This is a genomic window from Roseateles chitinivorans (assembly GCF_002761755.1).
GTDB lineage: Bacteria > Pseudomonadota > Gammaproteobacteria > Burkholderiales > Burkholderiaceae_C > Roseateles > Roseateles chitinivorans.
In genome coordinates, this window is sequence record NZ_PEOG01000006.1 from 70,422 (window position 1) to 91,927 (window position 21,506).

Genomic DNA, 21,506 nt, shown 5'->3' on the forward strand with positions numbered 1-21,506 from the left:
ACATTTCGATGCGCTGATCGCACGATCGGCCATCGAACCCAGGGTCGGTTCCGCCGCAAGCGGACCGGCCCTGCGCATTTATGGCGAAATCCGCCGGTTCGAAGTCCCTGCCGCGACGCCAGACGGCACGCCGGCGACACACACTTCCGATGGCCGGGACCTAGAATTGCTGCATTGCACAACGGGTGCCAGCTTTCGCCTCACTCCCCCTCGAGAGGTCCGCCAGATGCTCTACCAGCTTTATGAAACCCAGCGCGCGCTGCTGAGCCCGTTCTCCGAATTCGCCAGCGCCACCGCCAAGCTCTACAGCCATCCGCTGTCGCCGTTCGCGCACACGCCGCTGTCGCACCGGATGTCGGCCGGCCTGGACCTGATGCACCGGCTGGCCAAGGAGTACGAGAAGCCGGAGTTCGAGATCACCAGCGTGGAAGTCGACGGCATCGACGTCGCGGTGCAGGAGCTGGTGGCGCTGGAGAAGCCCTTCTGCCGCCTGCTGCGCTTCAAGCGCTACACCGACGACCCGGCCGTGCTGGCCAAGATGAAGGCCCAGCCGACGGTGCTGGTCGTGGCGCCGCTGTCGGGCCACCACAGCACCCTGCTGCGCGACACCGTCAAGCAGCTGCTCAAGGACCACAAGGTCTACATCACCGACTGGACCGACGCCCGCATGGTGCCGATGGAGGCGGGTCCCTTCCACCTGGACGACTACATCTACTACGTCCAGGACTTCATCCGCCATGTCGGCCAGGACTGCCATGTGATCTCCGTCTGCCAGCCCACGGTGCCGGTGCTGGCGGCGATCTCGCTGATGGCGTCCAAGGGCGAGGTCACGCCGCGGTCGATGACGATGATGGGCGGCCCGATCGACGCCCGCAGGAGTCCGACCGCGGTCAACAACCTGGCGATGAACAAGAGCTACAGCTGGTTCGAGAACAACGTCATCTACCGGGTGCCGACCAACTTCCCCGGCGCGGGGCGCGAGGTCTACCCGGGCTTCCTGCAGCACACCGGTTTCGTGGCGATGAATCCGGACCGTCACCTGACCTCGCACTACGACTACTTCCTCGACCTGGTCCGCGGCGACGACGACAGCGCCGAGTCCCATCGCCGCTTCTACGACGAGTACAACGCCGTGCTGGACATGCCGGCCGAGTACTACCTGGACACGATCAAGACGGTGTTCCAGGACTTCGCGCTGGTCAACGGCACCTGGGATGTCGGCGGCGACCTGGTGCGTCCGCAGGACATCACGCAGACCGCGCTGCTGACGGTGGAAGGCGAGCTGGACGACATCTCCGGCGCCGGCCAGACCAAGGCGGCGCATGAGCTGTGCAGCGGCATCGACGCCAGCAACCAGTTCCACTACGACGCGATCGGCGCCGGTCACTACGGCATCTTCTCTGGCCGCCGCTGGCGCGAGAAGGTGTACCCGGTGATCCGCGACTTCATTGCCAAGTACGATGCGGCCCCGTTGCACCAGCCCGCCGCGGCCAGGCGCGTCGCCCGACCGGCGGCGCGCCGGTCGCGCAAGCCGACCGAGTGATCCCCGCCGCGCCCGCTTCCCCCACCTCCGCTGACCCGACCGCCACGCCGTCCGCCGGCGTGGCGGATGCCGCGTTCGACGCGCTCGTCGAACGCCTGAACCAGGCGTTGCCGCAGACGCAGTGCACGCGCTGCGGATATCCCGATTGCCATTCCTACGCGCATGCGATCGCGCGCGGCGAGGCCGCCATCAACCAATGCCCGCCCGGCGGAGCCGAGGGCATCGCGCGACTGGCCGCCCTCACCGGCCGCGAGCTGCTGCCCCTCAACCCGGAGCATGGCCTGGAGGGCCCGCGCCGGCTCGCGGTCATCGACGAGGACTGGTGCATCGGCTGCACGCTCTGCATCAAGGCCTGTCCGGTCGACGCGATCGTGGGCAGCAACAAGCTGATGCATCACGTCATCGACGCGGACTGCACCGGCTGCGAACTCTGCATCCCGGTCTGCCCGGTGGACTGCATCTCGCTGGCCGACGTCACGCCCGGACGCAGCGGCTGGTCTGCCTGGAGCCCGGCGCAGGCCGAGCGCGCCCGCGAGCGCTACCGCTGGCATGAGATCCGCGTCGAGCGCGATCGCCGCGAACACGACGACCGCCTGGAGGCGAAGGCGCGCCGCAAGCTCGACCACCTCGAGACCGAAACCCGGCTCACCGACACGGCCCAGATCGATCGCAAGCGCGCCGTCATCGAAGCCGCGCTCGCGCGCGCCCGGGCCAAGCGCGGCGTCTGAGCCACACGCCTCGTCCCCTCTCCGTCCGACCCCGCCCGCGCTGACCGCTCGCATGACCGATCGCCATGAACAAGACCCAGATCCGCGAGTTCTTCGAGATCCTCCGCGCCGCCAACCCGTCGCCGCAGACCGAACTCGAGTACGCCAGCGTCTTCGAGTTGCTGGCCGCGGTGCTGCTGTCGGCCCAGGCCACCGACGTCGGCGTCAACAAGGCGACGCGCCGACTGTTCGTCGTGGCCAACACGCCGCGCAAGATCCTCGAGCTCGGCGAGGAGCGGCTCGCCGAGTACATCAAGACGATCGGCCTCTACAAGACCAAGGCGAAGAACCTGCACGCCACCTGCCGCATCCTCGTGGAGCAGTACGGGGGCGCGGTGCCGCAGAGCCGCGAGGCGCTGGAGTCGCTGCCCGGCGTCGGCCGCAAGACGGCCAACGTGGTGCTCAACGTGGCCTTCGGCGAGGCCACGATGGCGGTCGACACCCACATCTTCCGCGTCGGCAACCGCACCGGCCTGGCGCCGGGCAAGAACGTGCTGGAGGTCGAGCAGCAGTTGCTCGCGCGCGTGCCGCCGGAATTCCTCGTCGATGCCCACCACTGGCTGATCCTGCATGGGCGCTATGTGTGCCAGGCGCGCCGTCCGCTGTGCGAGCGTTGCGCCGTCGTCGCGCAATGTGACAGCGCACCGATGGCCGGGGCCCGTTGAGCGAACCCGGCCCCCTACAATCCGCGCGTCCATCCGTCAGGGAAGCCATGTCCAGCATCAACGACCTCGTCGACCGCGTGGAGCGCCTGCTGGTGCGCCACGAGGAACTGAAGCGCACGAACACGCTGCTCGAACAGCAGGTGCAGGCGCTCACGCTGGAACGCGACAGCCTGCGTTCGCGCCTGGCCGCAGCGCGCGGGCGCATCGACGCGCTGCTCGATCGCCTGCCGCTGGAAGCGGCCGACCTCCTCGAGGGCAATGACGGATCGGAGGCCACTGACTCTCGAAAGACGGGCGCATGAAGCAAATGGAAGTGACGATCATGGGCCAGAGCTACTTGCTCGGCTGCCCTGAAGGCGGAGAGGCCGCACTGCAGAAGGCAGTCGCTCGGGTCGACAAGGAGATGTGCGCGATCCGCGATGCGGGCCGCATCAAGGCGCGCGAGCGCATCGCGGTGCTGGCGGCGCTGAACCTGGCCTATTCGCTGACCGAGGCGGGCGCCTCGGCCGCAGCCGGCGATGCAACCGATGCAACGGCGGGTGACAACGGTACGGGTGCCGGACAGCTGTCTGCACCGGATCTTGAAACGCTGATGAAGCGGCTCGATGAAGCCCTGGTGCAAGACGGGCAACTGCTGTGATCGTCGCGGCTCGCCGCGTAGAATCCGCTCCGTCCACTGCGTTCGCGTGAGTTTTATATTTCCTTGAACCGATGCTCTCGCGAGCAAGGGCTTGGAACATTGCACGGCTGGTGTGAGCGTCTCGCGTCAGATGAACCCGAAGCCTTGCTGACCTCGCCCACCTGTACCCCTAGGGTTCAGGAATGCGGCTCACGGCTCGCCGTGGACACCTCTTCCCGAAACCGCGCCTGACCGCTCAGAGCGCGGTTTTTTCATGGTCGATCGGCCGCCCCCCGGGCGAAGCCGATTTCGCGGGGGTTTCACCTTGAGCACTGCCCAGTCCTCCCAGCCCGCCGGCGTCGCGCCGCAATACTGGCTGATGAAGTCCGAGCCGGACGAGGCCTCGATCGATCACCTCCAGGCTGCGGGCAAGCTGCCCTGGACCGGCGTGCGCAACTACCAGGCGCGCAACTTCATGCGCGACCAGATGCGCATCGGCGACGGCGTGCTGTTCTATCACTCGTCGTGTCCGGAACCGGGCATCGCCGGCTTCGCCGAAGTCAGCAGCACCGCCTACCCGGACGCCACGCAGTTCGACCCGGCGAGCCCCTACTTCGATCCCAAGTCCAGACGCGAGGAACCTCGCTGGCAGCATGTGGACGTGCGCTTCGTGCGCAAGACGCGGCTGCTGAGCCTGGCGGAGATGAAGCGCGATCCCGCACTGGCGCAGATGCGCACGCTGCAGCCGGGCAACCGCCTGTCGATCACGCCGGTGACGCCGGCGGAATGGTTTCACCTGCAGGCGCTGCTGGCCTGAGCCGCACGCGCGCTGGACGGCGCGCGAGGGCTGCTCGCCGCGACGGCGGCAGCCTCAGCCGCCCATGCCGAACGGGATCGAGGCCAGCACGACCTGGTTGCCGCCTCGCCGCTGGGCTTCCTTGACCGCCATCTCGGCGGCGCCCAGAAGTTCCTCCTGGCGCGACGCGGTGTGCGGAAAACTGGCCACGCCCATCGACAAGGACAGCCCGATGTCCTGGCCATGCAGCACCACGATCTGCGCATGGCACTGGCGGCGCAGCTGCTCCATGCGCGCATGGGCCGTCGCCAGGCCCACGCCGGACAGCAGCACCGCGAACAGGTCGTCCCCGATGCGGCACGCGGCGTCCATCGCGCGGGTGTTGGCGCGCAGCATGCGGCCCAGGCCTTCGAGCAGGCGTTGACGCGCTTCCTCGGCCAACCCCGCCTCGGCCGAGACCGGATCCAGCGCGATCAGCACCAGCGTGAATTCGCGGTGCTCGCGCGTCGAGAGATCGATCTCGCGCAGCAACTGGTCATCGAACTGCGCGCGCATGTAGAGCCCGGACACCTCGTCGCGGCCGCTGCCCTGCTGCAACTCGCGGCGCATCTGCTCCAGCGACTTCTGCTGCTGCTCCAGTTGCTGCAGCGCGCGCTGCAGATGTGTCTCGCGATGGCGTTCCTCGGTCTTGTCGTTCCACAAGGCCATCACATGCTCCTGGCCCAGCGGGAAGCGCATGACCATGAACTCGCGGCGGCGGCCGCCGATCTCGAGGCGATGCTCCGAGCTCACGACGCCGCGCTGGGCCAGCGTGGCCTGCTCGGAGCGACGCATCGCCTGCACCTCGTCGCCGCGCATCAGGTCCGCGTCGGTCGCCCCGACGATGCCGGCCTCGACGCGGCCGAACAGCTCGCCCATGGCGGGGCTCGCGAAGACGTAGCGACCGGTGGCCATCGACTTCACGGTCAGGCAGGCACCGGTCGGCTCCAGCAGGCTGAGCAGGCCGGCCGCGACGGGTGCCTGGGGCGATCCCGACGACGCCAGCCAAGCATCGAAACTGGCGGGCGCGGGCGTCGCGGCGGCGTTTAATTCCATGGGTCGGGCCGAGCCAGGGACCCCCTGGCGGTCGAATGGTGGTGGATCGAATGTAGATGGGTGCCGGTCGCCCGGGCAAGTGCCGCCGACGGTGACCGGGGCTCCCTCCCCCTAAGCTTGGGGTCAGGCATCCTAGCTTGCCGGCACGGAGGACGAGAGCGATGCATTTCGCCCAGCAGGCCGACCCGAGGCGCGCGCGGCAGCGGGGCGTGAAAAAGTCACACCGGATGGCGAGGGAATCGGCGATGGCCGCGCTGAACGCGGGGGCCGGTCCTCCGCGCTCTCACGGGCTGGCGCGCGTTGACGCGGTTCAATTTGGCGGACGGTCAAAAATGAGGCTAGAATCCGCGTTTTGCTGGCAAACCCTGCGCGTCGATTCGGAAGTGGAATCCGGATACTCCGCTTCGAAGGCAAGCCCTTCCTCGCGAACACCGAGCGCTATTTGAAGGAATTTCATGACCACCATTCGCGTCAAAGAAAACGAGCCGTTCGACGTGGCCCTGCGCCGCTTCAAGCGCACCATCGAGAAGCTGGGCCTGCTCACCGAGCTGCGCGCCCGCGAGTTCTACGAGAAGCCGACCGCCGAGCGCAAGCGCAAGAAGGCGGCCGCCGTGAAGCGCCACTACAAGCGCGTGCGCAGCATGCAGCTGCCCAAGAAGCTGTACTGATCGAACGATCGGACCGCTTCGGCACCGGGGACCCTCACTGAGCGCTCCCCACCGCCCGAACAGCACAGAAAGCCCGCGCAGGACGCTGCCGCGGGCTTTTTTGTCTCCGCGCCGGACCGGTCCGCGGTGATCCAGGATCCCGCATGACCGCGACGCACATTTCGAGAGAGAAGCAAGGAGCCCTCATGAGCCTGAAGGAACAGATCACCGAAGACATGAAGACGGCGATGCGCGCCAAGGACAGCGAGCGCCTGGGCACGATCCGTCTGCTGCTGGCCGCGGTGAAGCAGAAGGAAGTGGACGAGCGCGTGACGGTGGACGACGTGATGCTGGTGGGCATCGTCGACAAGCTGATAAAGCAGCGCAAGGACTCGATCAGCCAGTTCACCGCTGCCGGCCGCCAGGATCTGGCCGACAAGGAAACCGCCGAGCTGAAGGTGCTGGAGGTCTATCTGCCGCAGCGCCTGAGCGAGGATGAAATCAAGGCCGAAGTCGCCGCGATCGTGGCCGAACTGGGCGCCAAGGGCCCGGCCGACATGGGCAAGGTGATGGGCGCGGTGAAGGGCAAGCTCGCGGGCAAGGCCGACATGGGCCTGGTCTCCGCCGCGGTGAAGGCCGCGCTGGCGGGCTGAGCCCTCGGGCCCGCTTCCGATTCAACGACAGGAGCCCCGATGGAACTGACCGTTCAACAACTGACGCCCGATTTCTGCGTCGCGCCGCAGCTGACGCCGGACACGATGGCCGCGCTGGCCGCGGCCGGCTTCAAGTCGGTGATCAACAACCGCCCCGATTTCGAGGGCGGGCCGGACCAGCCCACCAGCGAGCAGGTCCGCGTCGCGGCCGAGGCGGCGGGCCTGGTCTATCACCACCTGCCGGTGCAAGGCGGCTACCAGTCGCCGGAAGAGATCGCCGCGATGCGCGCGCTGCTCGACGCGGCGCCCAAGCCGGTGCTGGCGTTCTGCCGCTCCGGCGCACGCTCCACCAAGCTCTTCGCTTCGGCGATGCAGCTCGACGCCTGAAGCGCCACGACGACCTTGCCCGGCACGGGCATCCAAGGCCCCGGTCCTCGACCGGGGCCTTTTTCCTTCCCCTCTGCCTGCCTCAGGGCTTTCCCGAAACAGCGTACGAAATCAGGTCCTCGTCAGCCCCCGCTGGCTACAGTCCGCGTCTACGACAAGAAACGAGCCCTCCCCGTCGCGGGCTCCCATGGAGATGTGGATTCGTCGATGAACGCCCTGCTTGCTTTCGCCAAGGGCATCGACTGGCTGACGGACCGGTTCGGCACGCTTGCCGCCTGGGCCGTCCTGCTGTCGTGCTTGATCAGCGCCGCCAACGCGGTGATTCGCTACGGGCTGGACATCAGCTCCAACGCCTTCCTCGAGATCCAGTGGTACCTGTTCGCCGTCTGCGTGATGGGCGGCGCGGCCCAGGTGCTGCGCCTGAACGAGCATGTGCGGGTCGACATCCTCTACGCGCGCTGGCGCGGTCACGGCAAGGTCTACATCGACCTGTTCGGCCTGCTCGTCTTCCTGATCCCGGTGATGGCCTACGCGGGCTGGCTGTCCTGGGACTTCTTCCTGGGCAAGCTCATGACCGGCATGCGACCGGACGACACGATCGCGTCGCTCGGCCTGGGCGGCTACCTGCACAAGCTGTTCACCAGCGGTGAGGTGTCGGGCAACGCCGGCGGGCTGATCCGCTGGCCGGCCGCGCTGACCTTGCCGGTCGGCTTCGGGCTGGTGTTCCTGCAAGGACTCTCGGAGGTGATCAAGCGCCTCGGCTACCTGGCCCATCTCGTCGAGATGGACACCCACTACGAGAGGCCACTGCAATGATCACGATGGAGCAGTTTCCCCCGCTGATGTTCGCGGGGCTGATCATCATCATGCTGATCGGCTTCCCCGTGGCCTTCTCGCTGGCTGCCCTGGGCCTGGCCTGCGGATTCTTCGCGGTGAGCCAGGGCTGGTTCCCGCCGGAGTTCATGACGGCGCTGCCTCAGAACGTCTTCGGCATTCTGTCCAACGACCTGCTGCTGGCGATTCCGTTCTTCACCCTGATGGGCGCGCTGCTCGAGAAGTGCGGGCTGGCCGAGGACATGCTCGATTCGATGGGCCAGCTCTTCGGTCCGGTGCGCGGCGGGCTGGGCTACTCGGTCATCATCGTCGGCTTCATCCTGGGGGCGATCACCGGCACGGTGGCCGGCCAGGTGATCGCGATGGCGATGATCTCGCTGCCGGTGATGATGCGCTACGGCTACAACATGCGCTACGCGACCGGCGTGCTGGCCGCCTCCGGGACGATCACCCAGCTAGTACCGCCCTCGCTGGTGCTGGTGGTGCTGGCGGACCAGCTCGGCAAGCCGGTGGGCGACATGTACAAGGGCGCCTGGGGGCCGTCGATCCTGCAGGTGCTGATCTTCGCGCTCTACACCTTCGCGCTGTCGCGGCTCAAGCCCGAGCACGTGCCGGGCGTGCCCAAGGAGGCACGCACCCTGGACGGCTGGGCGCTGTGGAAGAAGTGCCTGCGCGGCATCATCCCGTCGGCGGTGCTGATCTTCGCGGTGCTGGGCTCGATGGGCGGCCTGCCCGGCATCAACACGGCGATCTGCACGCCGACCGAGGCCGGCGCGATGGGCGCGGTGGGCGCCTTCATCCTGGCCGCCTCGCACCGGCGCCTGAACTGGCCGGTGGTCCGGGAGGCCATGATCGGCACGATGCGCATCACCGCGATGGTGGTGTTCATCCTGATCGGCTCGCGCACCTTCTCGCTGGTGTTCCAGGGCGTCGAAGGCGGCAAGTGGATCGAGCACATGCTGACCAGCCTGCCGGGAGGCCAGATCGGCTTCCTGATCGTGGTGAACCTGTTCATCTTCTTCCTGGCGTTCTTCCTGGACTTCTTCGAGATCGCCTTCATCATCCTGCCGCTGCTCGGACCGGTGGCCGACAAGATGGGCATCGACCTGGTGTGGTTCGGCGTGATGCTGTGCGTGAACATGCAGACCAGCTTCATGCACCCGCCCTTCGGCTTCGCCCTGTTCTACCTGCGGGGGATTTCGGACTCGCTGTTCAAGACCGGCGCGCTGCCGCGGCGGGTGCTGTCGAGCGACATCTACCTGGGCTCCATCCCCTGGGTGGCGATGCAGCTGATCCTGGTGGCGATCGTCATCTTCTTCCCGGTGACGGTGACCGCGTTCCTCGACAAGGCCGAGGCAGTCGACATGGACAAGGCCACCGAGATGCTGCAAGGCATCGATGCCGGACAGGCCGACCGCGTCGATCCGAACGCGGACACGAACGCGCTGTTCGGATTGCCGCCGGAGGCCGCGTCGGCCGCCTCCGCGCCGGGCGACCCGGCCTCGGCGCCAGCGTCCGAGGCCGAGGATCCGATGGAGGCCGTGCGGCGCTCGCTGGAAGAGAAGAAGTAGCGGCGAGCCGCCGGCGCGGCGGCGCCTCGCCCCTCAGCGCGTCGACGGCGGCATGTTCGATGCCTCCTTGATGCGCTGCCATGCATCCTTCACGGCGGGCTTGGCGCGCGCCCAGTCCAACGACGATCCCTTGCGCTGCTCGCCCCAGTCGCGGTGCAGCTCGGCCTCGAAATCATCGAAGTCGCGGTCGGGATAGCGCGCGAAGGCATCGACGCCATAGGCATACGCCGGGCCGAAGTCGTCATGCGTGTCGGTGGGTTGCACGTAAGGCCGCTTGGCGTAGTGCTCACGCCAATAGGCGGCTTCCTGTTCGCGGTCATAGGCCTGGTCTCTGCGTTCATCGAAGTCGGGCATGGGTGGCTCCTGCTGTCTGGATGAGGATCGACGGCAAGTCCCATGCCCTGCCGCGACTACAGTCGCGGGCATGCGCGCTTGCAGTCTCCCCTCCCTCCCCGCCCGCCTTGGCCCTCACCCGGATCGTGGGCAGCGCCGGCGCCATGGTTATCCGCGCATGGCTGCGGGACTCACGGCGGCACTCCTTCCGCTCGTATCGGCCGCGGCGACGGACGCTTGCGTCGCAGGCGCCTGGCGCGGGACGATCGGCGGCACGCCGGTGTCGATCGCGCTGAATGCAGCTCAGAACGACCAGCCAGCGATGGGTCGCTACTACTACCGCAACTCGCTGGACGACCTCACCCTGGTGCGTGATCCGAAGACCGACGTCTGGCAGGAACTCGATGCGCGCGAGCGCCACACCGGATGGCTGACCCTGACCTGCGACACGTCCACGCTGCGCGGCGAATGGCGCTCTCCGGACGGTGCCAAGCGGCTGCCGATCGCCGCGACCGCGATTCCGGCCGAGGCCTACGGCACGCCCCGCAAGGCTGGCCTGAGGCCCAGGCTCGACAAGACCGGCGCGATCGACGGGCGGCGGTTCGAACACCTCACCTACACCGTGCCGGACGGGGCCAGGACACCTGGGCAGTCGCTCGGTACCACGCATCAAGGCGTGCGGCTGATCGGCAGCGGGCCCGGCATCGATGCGCTCAACGCCACCCTGCAGGCCAAGGCCGTCGACGCGGTCATGGAGCATCTGGAGTGCGTCGCGGCAGGACGCCAGGATCGCGGCGTCGGCGCCGGCTACGGCTCCTCTCAGGTCCAATCGGTCACCGCCTGGAATGCGAGCTTCGCCGTCATCCAGACCTCCATTGAGGGCTATTGCGGCGGGGCGCATCCCTGGCATGGCAACCACTTCGCCACCTACCGCCTCGACACCGGCGCCGCCGTGGACACCGCCAACTGGCTCCTCCCCGAACTGCGCCAGGAGATCCCGAAGTCCTCCGCGCTCGGCCGCCTGCTGATGAACGCCTACGAGCGCACACCCAACGGCCCGGATGCCGACTGCCGCGACGCGATTCGGTGGGATGGTCGTGCCGTCCACGCGGCGGCCGGACAGATCGTCTTCGAAGGAGGGACCTCTTACGCGATGACGCCCTGCGCCGAGGACATCGCGCTGCCGATCGACGTCATCCAGCCCTTCCTCACGCCTGTCGGGCGCGAGGCGCTGAAGGCCTTCCGTTGAGCCCGGCGCGCAATCGAGCGCGTATCGCCGAGTTCGGGTCAGACCGCCCAGCGGCGACTGCCGGCCGGCGAGCCCGACCGATGGCTCACTGGGACGACACCATCTTGAGTCCGACGATGCCTGCGGCGATCAGTCCGATGCAGGCCAGCCGGGCCGGCGACGCGGACTCGCCCAGCAGCACGATGCCCGCGATCGCGGTGCCGACCGCGCCGATCCCCGTCCAGATCGCATAGGCCGTCCCGACCGGCAGGTGCTTCAGCGCCCAGCCCAGCAGCACCACGCTGGTCACCATCGCCAGCACGGTACCCACCGTCGGCCACGGCCGCGTGAAGCCGTCGGTGTACTTCAGGCCGACGGCCCAGCCCACCTCGAACAGCCCGGCCAGGAACAGCACACCCCACACCATGTCGAACTCCTTGTCTGAGACCTCCGCCTGCGGCGCCGGCCGTCTGCGGCTCGAGGTCTTGATTCACGATGGGGGGCACTGTATGTTCGACAACGCTGATAGCTGAAGTCAGAATCCATCAGCTCCACTGACAGATCGACACCAACTCCGAGACATCGCCATGGCTTTCGACCTCGACAACGTCCGCGTCTTCCTCGCGGCGATCGACCACGGCTCGTTCTCGGCCGCTGCCCGCGCACTGGGCCGGGTGCCGTCGGCGGTCAGCATGACGATCGCGCACCTGGAGGCCGAACTCGACTTGCCGCTCTTCGACCGCGCCGGTCGCGAACCTGTCCCCACGCCCCAGGCGCTCGCGCTGGTGCCGCAGGCGCGCCGGTTGGCCGAGCAGCTCGGTCAGCTCAACCGGCATGCGCTGTCGATGACGCAGGGTTTGGAGCCCTCGCTGGTGATCGCGGTGGCGCCGGAGCTGCTGGCCGCCACGCCATGGAGCGATGCGCTGATCACCTTGTCCGGCGAGTTCCCGCTGCTGGCAATCGAAGTGCTGACCGCGCCGCAGGCGGACGCCCTGGCGATGCTGAAGTCCGGCCGTGCGCAGCTGGCGCTGGTCTTCGAGCGACAGGGGCTGGATCCCTCCGAACAATTCCAGGAAGTGGCCCGCGAGACGCTGGTCGCCGTGGCCGCTGCCTCGCACCCCATGCTCGCCCGCGAGGCCGCGGCGCTGCGCGACGAGCACCTGATCGCCGAGCGCCAGATCCTGGTCGCCGGCCGCGATGCCTGCGACGTCGACAAGCGGATCTCGGTCTCGCGGGTGCAGTGGCGCACCGACAGTCCGGTCGCGGCGCTGCGCATGGTGTCGGCCGGGCTCGGCTGGGCCTGGCTGCCGTCCGGATTCGTGCGCGCGTCACTGGCCTCCGGCGAGCTGGTCCAGATCCCCGCCGGCAACTTCACGACCGCGCTGCAGCTCTATGTCGACGTGGTGTGGACCCAGACCCGGCCGCTGGGCCTGGCCGCACGGCGCTTCGTCGAGTTGCTGAATGGCCGGTCGGGCTGCTCCGGTGCGATCGCGAGCGACCGCGCCGCGCCGCCGGCTTCCGCCGCCACGATCAGCGATAGCGTTCCGGGTCGGGCGAATCTGTCGGCTGCGCGACCACGCGCCGGAAAGCGGCGTTCATCGGCAGCTTTAGGTTGATGCCGTTGGGCGGCAGCGGGGACTCGAACCAGCGTCTGTAGATCGTGTGGATCTCGCCGCTGCGGTACAGGCCGACGAGCACGTCGTCGACCATGGTCTTGAACATCGGATCGTCGCGGTTCAATCCGATCGCATAGGGCTCCACCGTCAACGCGCGATCGGAGATGACGTAGTCGTCGGGCGAGACCGCCGCGCCCTGCTGCGCCAGCAGGCTGCGGATGATGACGTCGTCCATCATGAAGGCATCGGCGCGGCCGCTGCGCAGCAGCTGGAACGCGTCCGGATCGTCCAGCCCGGCGACGATGCGGATGCCCAGGCCGAGTTGCTCGTTGACCTTGGCCAGGTGCTGGATGCTGGTCGTGCCGATGGTGCTCACCACCGGCCGGCCGCGCAGGTCGCCCAGGCTCTGCACCTTCTCGCCATGACGCGTCATCAGCTTGGTCTCGGCCACGAAGATCGTCACCGAGAAGGCCTGGCTGCGCGCCCGCTCCGCGGTGTTGGTGGTGATGCCGCACTCCATGTCCAGCGTGCCGTTGCTGACCATCGGCATTCGCGTCGCCGAGCCCACCGCCACGCGCCGCACCTCGAGATCGGGCAGCTTCAGCCGGGTGCGCAGCGAGGCGATCACCCGCTCGCACAGTTCGACCGAATAACCGGTGGGCCGCAGTTGCGCGTCAAGGTAGGAGAACGGCGCCGACGCCGGGCGGTAGCCGATGACGATGACGCCGGTCTCGCGGATGCGCGTCAGCGTCGGCCCTTCGGGCGGCTGCGCCGGACGCACGACCGGTGCCGGCTTGGCGGCCGCCGCCTGCGCGGCCGGCACGGTCGCGAGCAGGCCCAGCACCAGTCCCAGGGCGAGGGCCACGCCCAGGATCCCGCGGAGGCCGAGCTCGGGTGTCCACGCGACAGCCTGTGCGGCGCGCGCCGGGCGCGTCGCGATGGAGGCTCGCCACGCCGCGCCCATGTTCAGTCCTCGCGGTTCTCGGCGCGACGGGACGAGCTGTCGCCGTCGCCGTCCTGGCCGAGCGCCTCGGCGTCGAGCCGTCGCAGCTCGTCCAGCCGGGCGCCGATCTTGATCTCCAGGCCGCGCGGCACCGGCTCGTAGAAGCGCTGGTCCTCCAGGCCGTCCGGCAGGTACTGCTCGCCCGCCACGTAGGCGCCCGGGAAGTCATGCGCGTAGCGGTAGGCCTTGCCGTAGCCCAGCTCCTTCATGAGCCGCGTCGGCGCGTTGCGCAGATGCACCGGCACCGGTCGCGAGCTGTCCTGCTTGATCAGCGCGCGCACCTGGTTGTAGGCGTTGTAGACGGCGTTGGACTTCGGCGCGATCGCCAGGTACACGACCGCCTGGGCCAAGGTCAGCTCGCCTTCCGGCGAGCCCAGGCGCTCGTAGGTCTCGGCGGCGTCCAGGCAGATCCGCAGCGCGCGCGGATCGGCGTTGCCGATGTCCTCGCTGGCCATGCGGATCAGGCGCCGGGTGATGTAGCGCGCGTCCACGCCACCATCGAGCATGCGCACCAGCCAGTACAGCGCCGCGTCCGGGTTGGAGCCCCGCACCGACTTGTGCAAGGCCGAGATCACGTCGTAGAACTGGTCGCCGCCCTTGTCGTAGCGCCGCAGCTGCTCGCCGAGGGTGCGCTCCAGCAGCGCCTCGTCGATCTCCGCCGTGTCCGCCGGCGTCAGCTGCGCCACCGTCTCCAGCGTGTTGAGCAGACGCCGCGCATCGCCATCGGCATAGCCGATCAGGCGCTGGGTGGCGGCCTCGCTGACCGGCGGCGCGCCGAGCGCCTCGCGGCCGCGCGCCAGCAGCTCGCGCATGTCCTGCTCGTCGAGCGACTTCAGCACATGCACCGTCGCGCGCGACAGCAGCGCCGAATTGACCTCGAAGGACGGGTTCTCCGTCGTCGCGCCGATGAAGCTGAACAGCCCGGACTCGACATGCGGCAGGAAGGCGTCCTGCTGCGCCTTGTTGAAGCGGTGGACCTCGTCGACGAACACGATCGTGCGACGCCCCTGCCCGGCCGCGGCCAGGGCCCGCTCGACCGCCTCGCGGATGTCCTTGACGCCGCCCAGGACCGCCGAGATCGCGATGAACTGCGCGTCGAAGAACTGCGCCATCAGCCGTGCCAGCGTCGTCTTGCCGACGCCCGGCGGGCCCCACAGGATCATCGAATGCGGCCGGCCGCTCTCCAGTGCGACGCGCAGCGGCATGCCGGGTCCCAGCAGATGGCGCTGGCCGACGACCTCATCGAGCTGCCGCGGCCGCAGCCGTTCCGGCAGCGGTGCGTGCTTGCCGGGCGTGGCCATCGCCGGCGGCGCGCTGGGAACGGGATCGAACTCGTCCGGAAAGAGCGACGCGTTGCTCATCGATGCAGGCTCGAAGGTCCGTCAGGGCTGGCGCGCAATGTCGGTGCCCGGCGGCGGCGTGAAGCGGAAGCGCTCGGCGGACACCTTGGCATTGGGTTCCACCGCGCTGAACTGCATCACCGACTGCTGGCCGAAACCGTCGACGATCTCCAGCGCCGACAGCTCGCGCCCCTTGAAGCCGAGCTTCAGGCTCTGCAGGCCGCTGTCGTTGCGCCGCGGCGTCGCCTGCACCCAGTCCAGCCCATTGGCCGCCGGCAGCGCCTTCAGCGTGAAGTCGCGCGACAGGTCGCCCCCGGCGAGCAGCGACACCGGCGTCGCGCCCAGCGCCTGGTCCATCTGCCGCACCGTGGCCTGCTGCAGGTCCGGGTCGTAGATCCAGACCTCCTTGCCGTCTGCCACGATGAGTTGCTCGGCCGGCTTCGCGTAGGCGAAGCGGAACTGGTTCGGCCGCTGGAACTCGAAGGTGCCGGTGGTGGTCTTCTTGCGCTTGCCGTCAGGCGCGGTGACCGTCTGCGTGAAGCTGGCACGGCCGCTCTTCACCTCGGTCACGAACTGCTGCAGCGCGCTCACGCCGTCGGCATGGGCCATCGCGGCGGCGCCCAGCAGCGCCGCGCCCGCGAGCCCTCGGCTCAGGGCGGCGCGCAGACCGCGGACCGGCAGGGAAAGGAGCGAATGGGTCATCGGATGCTCTTCGACGATGGCGAGGGTTCTTGGACGGAGCGGGATGCGGCGCCTGGCGCCGTTCATTCGTCCCGCTTGGGCACGATGATGTCGCGGTTGCCGTTGGTGGCCATCGACGACACCAGGCCCGACTTCTCCATCTGCTCCAGCAAGCGGGCGGCCCGGTTGTAGCCGATGCGCAAGTGGCGCTGCACCAGCGAGATCGACGCCCGCTTGTGCTGCAACACCACCGCCACGGCCTGGTCGTACATCGGATCGGACTCGCCGTCGCCGCCGGCGGCCAGGCCGGGCAGGCCGTCGCCGCCGCCGTCACCGTCGAGCACGCCGCCCTCGAGGATGCCCTCGATGTAGTTGGGCTCGCCGCCCTGCTCCTTCAGGTAGTCGACGACGCGATGCACTTCGTCGTCGCTGACGAACGCGCCGTGCACCCGCACCGGGAGCCCGGTACCCGACGCCATGTAGAGCATGTCGCCCATGCCCAGCAGCGCCTCGGCGCCCATCTGGTCGAGGATGGTGCGCGAGTCGATCTTGCTCGAGACCTGGAAGGACAGGCGCGTCGGGATGTTGGCCTTGATCAGGCCGGTGATCACGTCCACCGACGGACGCTGCGTGGCCAGGATCAGGTGGATGCCCGCGGCACGGGCCTTCTGGGCCAGACGGGCGATCAGTTCCTCGATCTTCTTGCCGACCACCATCATCAGGTCGGCCAGTTCGTCGATGACGACGACGATGTGCGGCAGCCGTTCCAGCGGCTCCGGCTCTTCCGGCGTCAGGCTGAACGGGTTGGGGATCTTCTCCTCGCGCTCGGCCGCGTCGGCGATCTTCTTGTTGTAGCCGGCCAGGTTGCGCACGCCCATCTTGGACATGAGCTTGTAGCGCCGCTCCATCTCGTTGACGCACCAGTTCAGCGCGTTGCCGGCCTGCTTCATGTCGGTGACGACCGGGGCCAGCAGATGCGGGATGCCCTCGTAGACGCTCATTTCCAGCATCTTGGGGTCGATCAGGATCAGGCGGACGTCGCGGGCCTCGGCCTTGTACAGCAGCGACAGGATCATCGCGTTGATGCCCACCGACTTGCCCGAACCAGTGGTGCCGGCGACCAGGCAGTGCGGCATCTTCGCCAGGTCGGCCACGACCGGCATGCCGACGATGTCCTTGCCCAGGCCCATCGTCAGCGGCGATGCCGCGTCGGCATAGACCTGCGAGCCGAGGATCTCCGACAGCCGGATCGTCTGGCGCCGCGCGTTGGGCAGCTCCAGCGCCATGTAGTTCTTGCCCGGGATGGTCTCGACCACGCGGATCGACACCAGGCTCAGCGAGCGCGCCAGGTCCTTGGCCAGGCCCAGGATCTGCGCGCCCTTCACGCCGGTGGCCGGCTCGATCTCGTAGCGGGTGATCACCGGCCCGGGCGAAGCCGCCACCACCCGCACCTCGACACCGAAGTCCTTCAACTTCTTCTCGATCATGCGGCTGGTCATTTCCAGCGACTCGGGCGTGACGGTTTCGATGCGCGGCGGTGGCGCGTCCAGCAGGTCGACCTGCGGCAGCTTGGCGTCAGCGGGATCGGTGAAGAGCGTCTGCTGACGCTCCTTGATCACGCGGGTGGACTTGGGCACCTCGACCACCGGCGGCTCGATGACGATCGGGATGTGGTGCTCCTCCTCGACCTGGCGCTCGACCTCGACGATCGCCTCGCGCTCGCGCTTGGCTTCCTTGCCGACGCGCTTGTCCTCGGCGATCTCGCGGCGGACCTCGCGCCTCTCGATCAGGCGCTCGATCGAGGCGCCGATCTGCTCGGACAGCTTCAGCCACGAGAACTTCAGCGCCAGCGACACGCCGGCCACCAGTGCGGCGATCCATACGACACCCGAGCCAGCGAAGCCCAGCAGCTTCATGCTGGCCGGCCCCAGCAGGTAGCCCAGCACGCCGCCGGCATGGCCAGGCAGGTGCGACTCCCAGCCGTACAGGCGCGTCCACTCGAGCGCACAACTCGCCGCCATCAGCAGCGCGAGGCCGCCGATCGCCGGCAGGCGCTCCTTCAACGTCGGCATCGGGCTGCCGTCGGCGCGCAGCAGGCGCGCCAAGCCGCTCAACCAGGCGCGCAGCGACACCAGCATCAGCCACCAGCAGGAGTAGCCGAAGCCGAAGAGCATCAGGTCGGAGATCCAGGCGCCGAGCGATCCGACGCGGTTGCGCGTCGGCCCGGCGATGCCGGCGGTGCTGAACGCGGCGTCGGCGCGGTCATGGCTGACCATCGCGAGCAAGACCAGGCACCAGACCAGCGCGCCGACAAGCAGCCACAGCGGCGTGCGCAGCGGGCTGGGCGGCGTGGGCACCGCGACAGCCGCCGCGGCCTTCTTGGACTTGCGCGCCGGCGCGGGACGCTCAGGCGGCGTGGCGGCGTCGTCACCGCCGCCCAGCAGGGAACCGGGAAAACTCATCCCGCGATTGTGACGCAAGCGCCCCGCGTCTCAGACGCGGGGCCGGGCGCCATGGTGAAGAAACGTTGGCGCCTCAATCGTGCTGCAGGCGTTCCTTGATGACCACCGAGCCGTTCTCGAGCGTCTCGATCACGCCCTTGTCCTCGAGGTCCTTCATGACGCGGCTGACCATCTCGCGCGAAGCCCCGACGACCTTGGCCATGTCCTGGCGCGACACCTTGCCGCGGATGATCTTCACGCCCTTCTCTTCCTCTGCCATGTCCAGCAGCGTGCGGGCGACGCGGCCGTAGACGTCGAGCAGCGCGAGCGACTCGATCTGCCGGTCGGCGTTGCGCAGGCGGGCGACCAGGCCGCGCAGGATGCCGTAGGCCAGGCTCGACGGCTCCGGCAGGCCGCGTGCGAAATCGGCGCGACCGAGCACCAGCATGTCGGTCTGCACCTCGGCGCGCACCGTCGCCGAATGCGGCTCGTTGTCGATGAGGCTCATCTCGCCGACATAGTCGCCGGGCTGCAGCACCGCGAGGATCACCTCGCGACCGCGGCTGTCGGCGGTCAGCACGCGGGCGCGGCCGTTCAGGAGGATGAAGAGCGCGTTGGATTTGGTCCCCTGCTCGACGATCAACTCGCCGCGTTTGAAGCGCCGCTTGACGACGCTGTCCGCGATGGACTGGGCCTGGTCGGCGGTCAGCAGGGAGAACAAGGGAACCCTGCGGATCAGATCCAAGTTGGACAACATGGCCATGAAGGGATGCCTCCTGTCGGGGGTTAGGGTCAATCGTGGTTGTCAGGATGGCAGAGGGACCCGCCACCTAGAATGGATGCATTGTGCCAATTTGTTCACGGCTGTTCATAGGGTCAACGCTGTAACGGCCGTAGGCTGTCGACCCTTGCGTCCACTGTGCGCATCCCCAATTGCCTGTCATGAGCCAAAACACCCGACACGCCCAACTGCTGATCCTCGGCTCCGGTCCCGCCGGCTACACCGCCGCCATCTATGCGGCCCGCGCCAACCTCAAGCCGCTGCTGGTCACCGGCATGGCGCAAGGGGGTCAGCTGATGACCACCACCGAGGTCGACAACTGGCCCGCCGACGTGATGGGCGTGCAAGGTCCCGAGCTGATGCAGCGCTTCCAGCAACATGCCGAGCGCTTCCAGACCGAGATCGTCTTCGACCACATCAACAGCGTCGACTTCTCCAAGCGCCCCTTCACCCTGACCGGCGACAGCGCCGTCTACACCGCCGACGCGGTGATCCTCGCGACCGGCGCGTCGGCGCAGTACCTGGGCCTGCCGTCCGAGGAGTCCTTCATGGGCCGCGGCGTCAGCGCCTGCGCCACCTGCGACGGCTTCTTTTATCGCGAGCAGGAAGTCTGCGTGGTGGGCGGCGGCAACACCGCGGTCGAGGAAGCGCTGTACCTGTCCAACATCGCCAGCAAGGTCCACCTGATCCACCGCCGCGACAAGTTCCGCGCCGAGCCCATCCTGGTCGACAAGCTGATGGACAAGGTCAAGGCCGGCAAGATCGAGCTGCACCTGTTCCACACGCTGGACGAGGTGCTGGGCGATGCCAGCGGCGTCACCGGCGTGCGCATCAGGAGCACGCAGGACGGCACCACCACGGACGTCAAGCTGCAAGGCTGCTTCATTGCCATCGGCCACAAGCCCAACACCGACATCTTCGCCGGCCAGATCGAGATGAAGGATGGCTACATCCGCACGAGGAGCGGCCTGGAAGGCTTCGCCACGATGACCAGCGTGCCGGGTGTCTTCGCCGCCGGTGACGTGCAGGACCATGTCTATCGCCAGGCCATCACCAGTGCCGGCACCGGCTGCATGGCGGCGCTCGACGCTCAGCGCTTCCTGGAGCAGGAAGCGGGCTGAGCCCGGCGAGCTTGGCGCCACGCTGCGGCGTCGCTCCACTCCAGGCGGCCCGCCTTTGCGCGGGCCGGCCTATTTCTGCTACACTCGCCGTTTTCCTGCGCCGACAACCTGTGAAGGATCTCGACGCGGGGAAGATGGGAAACCGCCACCCTATGGCGAGGTGAGGCCGCCGCCCGCGATCCGACAGCAAGGTCGGGACGATTGGGACGGTCGCCGGATGACAAGTATCGGAGTGTCCTCATGGCACGCGTCTGCGAAGTCACGGGCAAGAAGCCCATGGTCGGGAACAACGTTTCCCACGCCAACAACAAAACCAAGCGCCGGTTCCTGCCGAACCTGCAATACCGCCGTTTCTGGGTCGAAAGCGAAAACCGCTGGGTCCGTCTGCGCATCAGCAACGCCGCGCTGCGTCTGATCGACAAGAAGGGCATCGACGCCGTGCTGGCCGACCTGCGTGCCCGCGGTCAAGCCTAATCACTGAACCAGGAGCGACACCATGGCATCCAAAGGCGGACGCGAAAAGATCAAGCTGGAATCCACTGCCGGCACCGGTCATTTCTACACCACGAACAAGAACAAGAAGACCACGCCTGAAAAGCTGGAATTCATGAAGTTCGACCCCAAGGCGCGCAAGCACGTGCTGTACAAGGAAACCAAGCTGAAGTGATTCAGCTTGCGAGGGCCGCGACAGCACCGCCCTCCCCTTGAAGAAAACCCGCCAATCGGCGGGTTTTTTCATTCTGGCGACCCGCAACTTCACTGCGGACCGGGCCGGTCAGGGCGTCACTCGCGCCAGGCGGTCCTTGCCGAGCAAATCCTTGGCCATCCAGTCGTCGATCATCTTCTTCTCATAGCGCAAGGGCTCGGAGTCGAAGTAGCGGTTGGTCGCGTTCTGGTAGTCCATGTCCTTGATGTCCGCCTTGCCGGACTTCAAGACCTTGCCGTTCTCGCTCAGCGTGTAGTTGAAACTCATCCGGGGAATGGTGACCGTGCGCAGGATCCGCAGCCGGTCGATGCGGGCATTCGGCTCAAGTTCCCCGGCCAGATCCACATCGGTCACTTCAATCTTCAGTTGCTTGCCCGGCAGCTCGCGCGCGGCCAGCGCCTTGAAGTGATCCTCCAGCTGCTTCATCGCCGTGGTGCGATCCGAGCTGTTGAAGCCGATGTCCGAGAAGTTCTCCGGCTTGACGAAACTTACTTCCGCCTGCGCCTGGGCCACCGACGCCATCACCCCAAAGCTGAGGGTCGTCAGGCCGATCAGCGCGATGCGCTTGAACGGGATTGCGGCAGTCATGTCACTCTCCTTGTGTGAGGTTCCCGCCAAATTATGGGCGCCCCAATGAAAAAAGGCGCCCGGTAAGGGCGCCCTTTGCATTCCTTCATCC

General features: G+C 67.8%; 25 protein-coding genes and 1 other RNA gene. 17 read left to right on the plus strand and 9 right to left on the minus strand.

Annotated features, from left to right (window positions below; all coding sequences use genetic code 11):
• Positions 1–226 precede the first annotated feature (226 nt).
• The 7 genes from CS062_RS01665 (at position 227) to CS062_RS01695 (ending at position 4,411) form a co-directional block, all read left to right on the plus strand.
• Positions 227–1,543, plus strand: coding sequence for a polyhydroxyalkanoate depolymerase (locus tag CS062_RS01665; protein WP_099859735.1), 1,317 nt, complete (start codon positions 227–229; stop codon positions 1,541–1,543).
• A gap of 59 nt (positions 1,544–1,602) precedes the next feature.
• On the plus strand, positions 1,603–2,271 hold the full coding sequence (gene rsxB / locus CS062_RS01670; protein WP_099859736.1) for an electron transport complex subunit RsxB: 669 nt from the start codon (positions 1,603–1,605) through the stop codon (positions 2,269–2,271).
• A 65-nt stretch (positions 2,272–2,336) separates the two neighbouring features.
• Positions 2,337–2,975, plus strand: coding sequence for an endonuclease III (nth, locus tag CS062_RS01675; RefSeq protein ID WP_099859737.1), 639 nt, complete (start codon positions 2,337–2,339; stop codon positions 2,973–2,975).
• 47 nt (positions 2,976–3,022) lie between these two features.
• Positions 3,023–3,277, plus strand: coding sequence for a cell division protein ZapB (locus tag CS062_RS01680; protein ID WP_099859738.1), 255 nt, complete (start codon positions 3,023–3,025; stop codon positions 3,275–3,277).
• Positions 3,274–3,615, plus strand: coding sequence for a cell division protein ZapA (locus tag CS062_RS01685; protein ID WP_099859739.1), 342 nt, complete (start codon positions 3,274–3,276; stop codon positions 3,613–3,615). Before CS062_RS01680 ends, CS062_RS01685 begins: the two co-directional genes overlap by 4 nt.
• Before the next feature lie 27 nt (positions 3,616–3,642).
• A non-coding RNA gene (ssrS, locus tag CS062_RS01690) (6S RNA) lies at positions 3,643–3,827 on the plus strand.
• A gap of 146 nt (positions 3,828–3,973) precedes the next feature.
• Positions 3,974–4,411, plus strand: coding sequence for an EVE domain-containing protein (locus CS062_RS01695; protein ID WP_099859740.1), 438 nt, complete (start codon positions 3,974–3,976; stop codon positions 4,409–4,411).
• 54 nt (positions 4,412–4,465) lie between these two features.
• On the opposite strand, the gene CS062_RS01700 is transcribed toward CS062_RS01695, so the two are convergent.
• Positions 4,466–5,485 (minus strand): GGDEF domain-containing protein, encoded by a 1,020-nt coding sequence (locus CS062_RS01700; RefSeq protein ID WP_099859741.1) that lies wholly within the window; start codon positions 5,483–5,485, stop codon positions 4,466–4,468.
• A 455-nt stretch (positions 5,486–5,940) separates the two neighbouring features.
• Between CS062_RS01700 and rpsU the strand changes: the two genes are divergently transcribed.
• The 5 genes from rpsU (at position 5,941) to CS062_RS01725 (ending at position 9,577) form a co-directional block, all read left to right on the plus strand.
• A complete protein-coding gene (rpsU, locus tag CS062_RS01705; protein ID WP_012346814.1) occupies positions 5,941–6,153 on the plus strand; it encodes a 30S ribosomal protein S21 in 213 nt (70 codons plus the stop codon).
• A gap of 185 nt (positions 6,154–6,338) precedes the next feature.
• Positions 6,339–6,785, plus strand: coding sequence for a GatB/YqeY domain-containing protein (locus CS062_RS01710; RefSeq protein WP_099859742.1), 447 nt, complete (start codon positions 6,339–6,341; stop codon positions 6,783–6,785).
• Positions 6,786–6,824: 39 nt separating this feature from the next.
• Positions 6,825–7,172, plus strand: a complete 348-nt coding sequence (locus CS062_RS01715) for a protein tyrosine phosphatase family protein (RefSeq protein WP_099859743.1) — start codon at positions 6,825–6,827, stop codon at positions 7,170–7,172.
• 207 nt (positions 7,173–7,379) lie between these two features.
• Positions 7,380–7,988 carry a TRAP transporter small permease subunit gene (locus tag CS062_RS01720; protein WP_099859744.1) on the plus strand — a complete coding sequence of 203 codons (609 nt, stop codon included), beginning with the start codon at positions 7,380–7,382 and terminating at the stop codon, positions 7,986–7,988.
• Positions 7,988–9,577, plus strand: a complete 1,590-nt coding sequence (locus tag CS062_RS01725; RefSeq protein ID WP_099859824.1) for a TRAP transporter large permease — start codon at positions 7,988–7,990, stop codon at positions 9,575–9,577. The genes CS062_RS01720 and CS062_RS01725 overlap by 1 nt, the downstream gene beginning before the upstream one ends.
• Before the next feature lie 33 nt (positions 9,578–9,610).
• On the opposite strand, the gene CS062_RS01730 is transcribed toward CS062_RS01725, so the two are convergent.
• Complete coding sequence (locus CS062_RS01730) at positions 9,611–9,931, minus strand: hypothetical protein (RefSeq protein ID WP_099859745.1); 321 nt, start codon at positions 9,929–9,931, stop codon at positions 9,611–9,613.
• A gap of 157 nt (positions 9,932–10,088) precedes the next feature.
• Here CS062_RS01730 and CS062_RS01735 point away from each other — a divergent pair, with 157 nt between their 5' ends.
• Positions 10,089–11,159, plus strand: a complete 1,071-nt coding sequence (locus CS062_RS01735) for a hypothetical protein (protein ID WP_143742222.1) — start codon at positions 10,089–10,091, stop codon at positions 11,157–11,159.
• Positions 11,160–11,244: 85 nt separating this feature from the next.
• On the opposite strand, the gene sugE is transcribed toward CS062_RS01735, so the two are convergent.
• Positions 11,245–11,565, minus strand: coding sequence for a quaternary ammonium compound efflux SMR transporter SugE (gene sugE, locus CS062_RS01740; RefSeq protein ID WP_099859747.1), 321 nt, complete (start codon positions 11,563–11,565; stop codon positions 11,245–11,247).
• A 160-nt stretch (positions 11,566–11,725) separates the two neighbouring features.
• Here sugE and CS062_RS01745 point away from each other — a divergent pair, with 160 nt between their 5' ends.
• On the plus strand, positions 11,726–12,754 hold the full coding sequence (locus CS062_RS01745; protein ID WP_099859748.1) for a LysR family transcriptional regulator: 1,029 nt from the start codon (positions 11,726–11,728) through the stop codon (positions 12,752–12,754).
• Here the strand turns inward: CS062_RS01745 and CS062_RS01750 are convergent.
• The 5 genes from CS062_RS01750 to CS062_RS01770 all read right to left on the minus strand — a co-directional run bounded on the left by CS062_RS01750 (position 12,669) and on the right by CS062_RS01770 (position 18,982).
• Positions 12,669–13,619 (minus strand): amino acid ABC transporter substrate-binding protein, encoded by a 951-nt coding sequence (locus tag CS062_RS01750; protein WP_158238639.1) that lies wholly within the window; start codon positions 13,617–13,619, stop codon positions 12,669–12,671. The two genes, CS062_RS01745 and CS062_RS01750, sit on opposite strands and share 86 nt — an antisense overlap.
• 101 nt (positions 13,620–13,720) lie before the next feature.
• A complete protein-coding gene (locus tag CS062_RS01755) occupies positions 13,721–15,058 on the minus strand; it encodes a replication-associated recombination protein A (RefSeq protein ID WP_099859825.1) in 1,338 nt (445 codons plus the stop codon).
• Positions 15,059–15,139: 81 nt separating this feature from the next.
• Positions 15,140–15,799 carry an outer membrane lipoprotein periplasmic chaperone LolA gene (gene lolA / locus CS062_RS01760; RefSeq protein WP_099859750.1) on the minus strand — a complete coding sequence of 220 codons (660 nt, stop codon included), beginning with the start codon at positions 15,797–15,799 and terminating at the stop codon, positions 15,140–15,142.
• A gap of 62 nt (positions 15,800–15,861) precedes the next feature.
• Positions 15,862–18,240 carry a DNA translocase FtsK gene (locus CS062_RS01765; protein ID WP_099859751.1) on the minus strand — a complete coding sequence of 793 codons (2,379 nt, stop codon included), beginning with the start codon at positions 18,238–18,240 and terminating at the stop codon, positions 15,862–15,864.
• Between the two features lie 73 nt (positions 18,241–18,313).
• On the minus strand, positions 18,314–18,982 hold the full coding sequence (locus CS062_RS01770) for a Crp/Fnr family transcriptional regulator (protein WP_067067043.1): 669 nt from the start codon (positions 18,980–18,982) through the stop codon (positions 18,314–18,316).
• A gap of 179 nt (positions 18,983–19,161) precedes the next feature.
• Between CS062_RS01770 and trxB the strand changes: the two genes are divergently transcribed.
• The 3 genes from trxB to rpmG all read left to right on the plus strand — a co-directional run bounded on the left by trxB (position 19,162) and on the right by rpmG (position 20,788).
• A complete protein-coding gene (gene trxB / locus CS062_RS01775; protein ID WP_099859752.1) occupies positions 19,162–20,121 on the plus strand; it encodes a thioredoxin-disulfide reductase in 960 nt (319 codons plus the stop codon).
• 240 nt (positions 20,122–20,361) lie between these two features.
• Positions 20,362–20,595: a 50S ribosomal protein L28 gene (gene rpmB, locus CS062_RS01780; RefSeq protein WP_022979438.1), complete on the plus strand. Its 234-nt coding sequence runs from the start codon at positions 20,362–20,364 to the stop codon at positions 20,593–20,595.
• Positions 20,596–20,617: 22 nt separating this feature from the next.
• Positions 20,618–20,788 carry a 50S ribosomal protein L33 gene (gene rpmG / locus CS062_RS01785; RefSeq protein WP_058934741.1) on the plus strand — a complete coding sequence of 57 codons (171 nt, stop codon included), beginning with the start codon at positions 20,618–20,620 and terminating at the stop codon, positions 20,786–20,788.
• A 108-nt stretch (positions 20,789–20,896) separates the two neighbouring features.
• On the opposite strand, the gene CS062_RS01790 is transcribed toward rpmG, so the two are convergent.
• A complete protein-coding gene (locus CS062_RS01790) occupies positions 20,897–21,415 on the minus strand; it encodes a DUF3016 domain-containing protein (RefSeq protein WP_158238640.1) in 519 nt (172 codons plus the stop codon).
• Between the last annotated feature and the right edge of the window lie 91 nt (positions 21,416–21,506).

Coding starts and splice junctions, on each gene's coding strand:
- CS062_RS01710 (WP_099859742.1), top strand. CDS start 6,339: ATGAGCCTGAAGGAACAGATCACCGAAGACATGAAGACGGCGATGCGC.
- CS062_RS01735 (WP_143742222.1), top strand. CDS start 10,089: ATGGCTGCGGGACTCACGGCGGCACTCCTTCCGCTCGTATCGGCCGCG.
- CS062_RS01730 (WP_099859745.1), bottom strand. CDS start 9,931: ATGCCCGACTTCGATGAACGCAGAGACCAGGCCTATGACCGCGAACAG.
- CS062_RS01685 (WP_099859739.1), top strand. CDS start 3,274: ATGAAGCAAATGGAAGTGACGATCATGGGCCAGAGCTACTTGCTCGGC.
- trxB (WP_099859752.1), top strand. CDS start 19,162: ATGAGCCAAAACACCCGACACGCCCAACTGCTGATCCTCGGCTCCGGT.
- CS062_RS01665 (WP_099859735.1), top strand. CDS start 227: ATGCTCTACCAGCTTTATGAAACCCAGCGCGCGCTGCTGAGCCCGTTC.
- rpmG (WP_058934741.1), top strand. CDS start 20,618: ATGGCATCCAAAGGCGGACGCGAAAAGATCAAGCTGGAATCCACTGCC.
- rpmB (WP_022979438.1), top strand. CDS start 20,362: ATGGCACGCGTCTGCGAAGTCACGGGCAAGAAGCCCATGGTCGGGAAC.
- CS062_RS01770 (WP_067067043.1), bottom strand. CDS start 18,982: ATGGCCATGTTGTCCAACTTGGATCTGATCCGCAGGGTTCCCTTGTTC.
- CS062_RS01745 (WP_099859748.1), top strand. CDS start 11,726: ATGGCTTTCGACCTCGACAACGTCCGCGTCTTCCTCGCGGCGATCGAC.
- CS062_RS01755 (WP_099859825.1), bottom strand. CDS start 15,058: ATGGCCACGCCCGGCAAGCACGCACCGCTGCCGGAACGGCTGCGGCCG.
- CS062_RS01715 (WP_099859743.1), top strand. CDS start 6,825: ATGGAACTGACCGTTCAACAACTGACGCCCGATTTCTGCGTCGCGCCG.
- sugE (WP_099859747.1), bottom strand. CDS start 11,565: ATGGTGTGGGGTGTGCTGTTCCTGGCCGGGCTGTTCGAGGTGGGCTGG.
- CS062_RS01765 (WP_099859751.1), bottom strand. CDS start 18,240: ATGAGTTTTCCCGGTTCCCTGCTGGGCGGCGGTGACGACGCCGCCACG.
- CS062_RS01695 (WP_099859740.1), top strand. CDS start 3,974: ATGAAGTCCGAGCCGGACGAGGCCTCGATCGATCACCTCCAGGCTGCG.
- CS062_RS01790 (WP_158238640.1), bottom strand. CDS start 21,415: ATGACTGCCGCAATCCCGTTCAAGCGCATCGCGCTGATCGGCCTGACG.
- CS062_RS01700 (WP_099859741.1), bottom strand. CDS start 5,485: ATGGAATTAAACGCCGCCGCGACGCCCGCGCCCGCCAGTTTCGATGCT.
- lolA (WP_099859750.1), bottom strand. CDS start 15,799: ATGACCCATTCGCTCCTTTCCCTGCCGGTCCGCGGTCTGCGCGCCGCC.
- nth (WP_099859737.1), top strand. CDS start 2,337: ATGAACAAGACCCAGATCCGCGAGTTCTTCGAGATCCTCCGCGCCGCC.
- rpsU (WP_012346814.1), top strand. CDS start 5,941: ATGACCACCATTCGCGTCAAAGAAAACGAGCCGTTCGACGTGGCCCTG.
- CS062_RS01680 (WP_099859738.1), top strand. CDS start 3,023: ATGTCCAGCATCAACGACCTCGTCGACCGCGTGGAGCGCCTGCTGGTG.
- CS062_RS01720 (WP_099859744.1), top strand. CDS start 7,380: ATGAACGCCCTGCTTGCTTTCGCCAAGGGCATCGACTGGCTGACGGAC.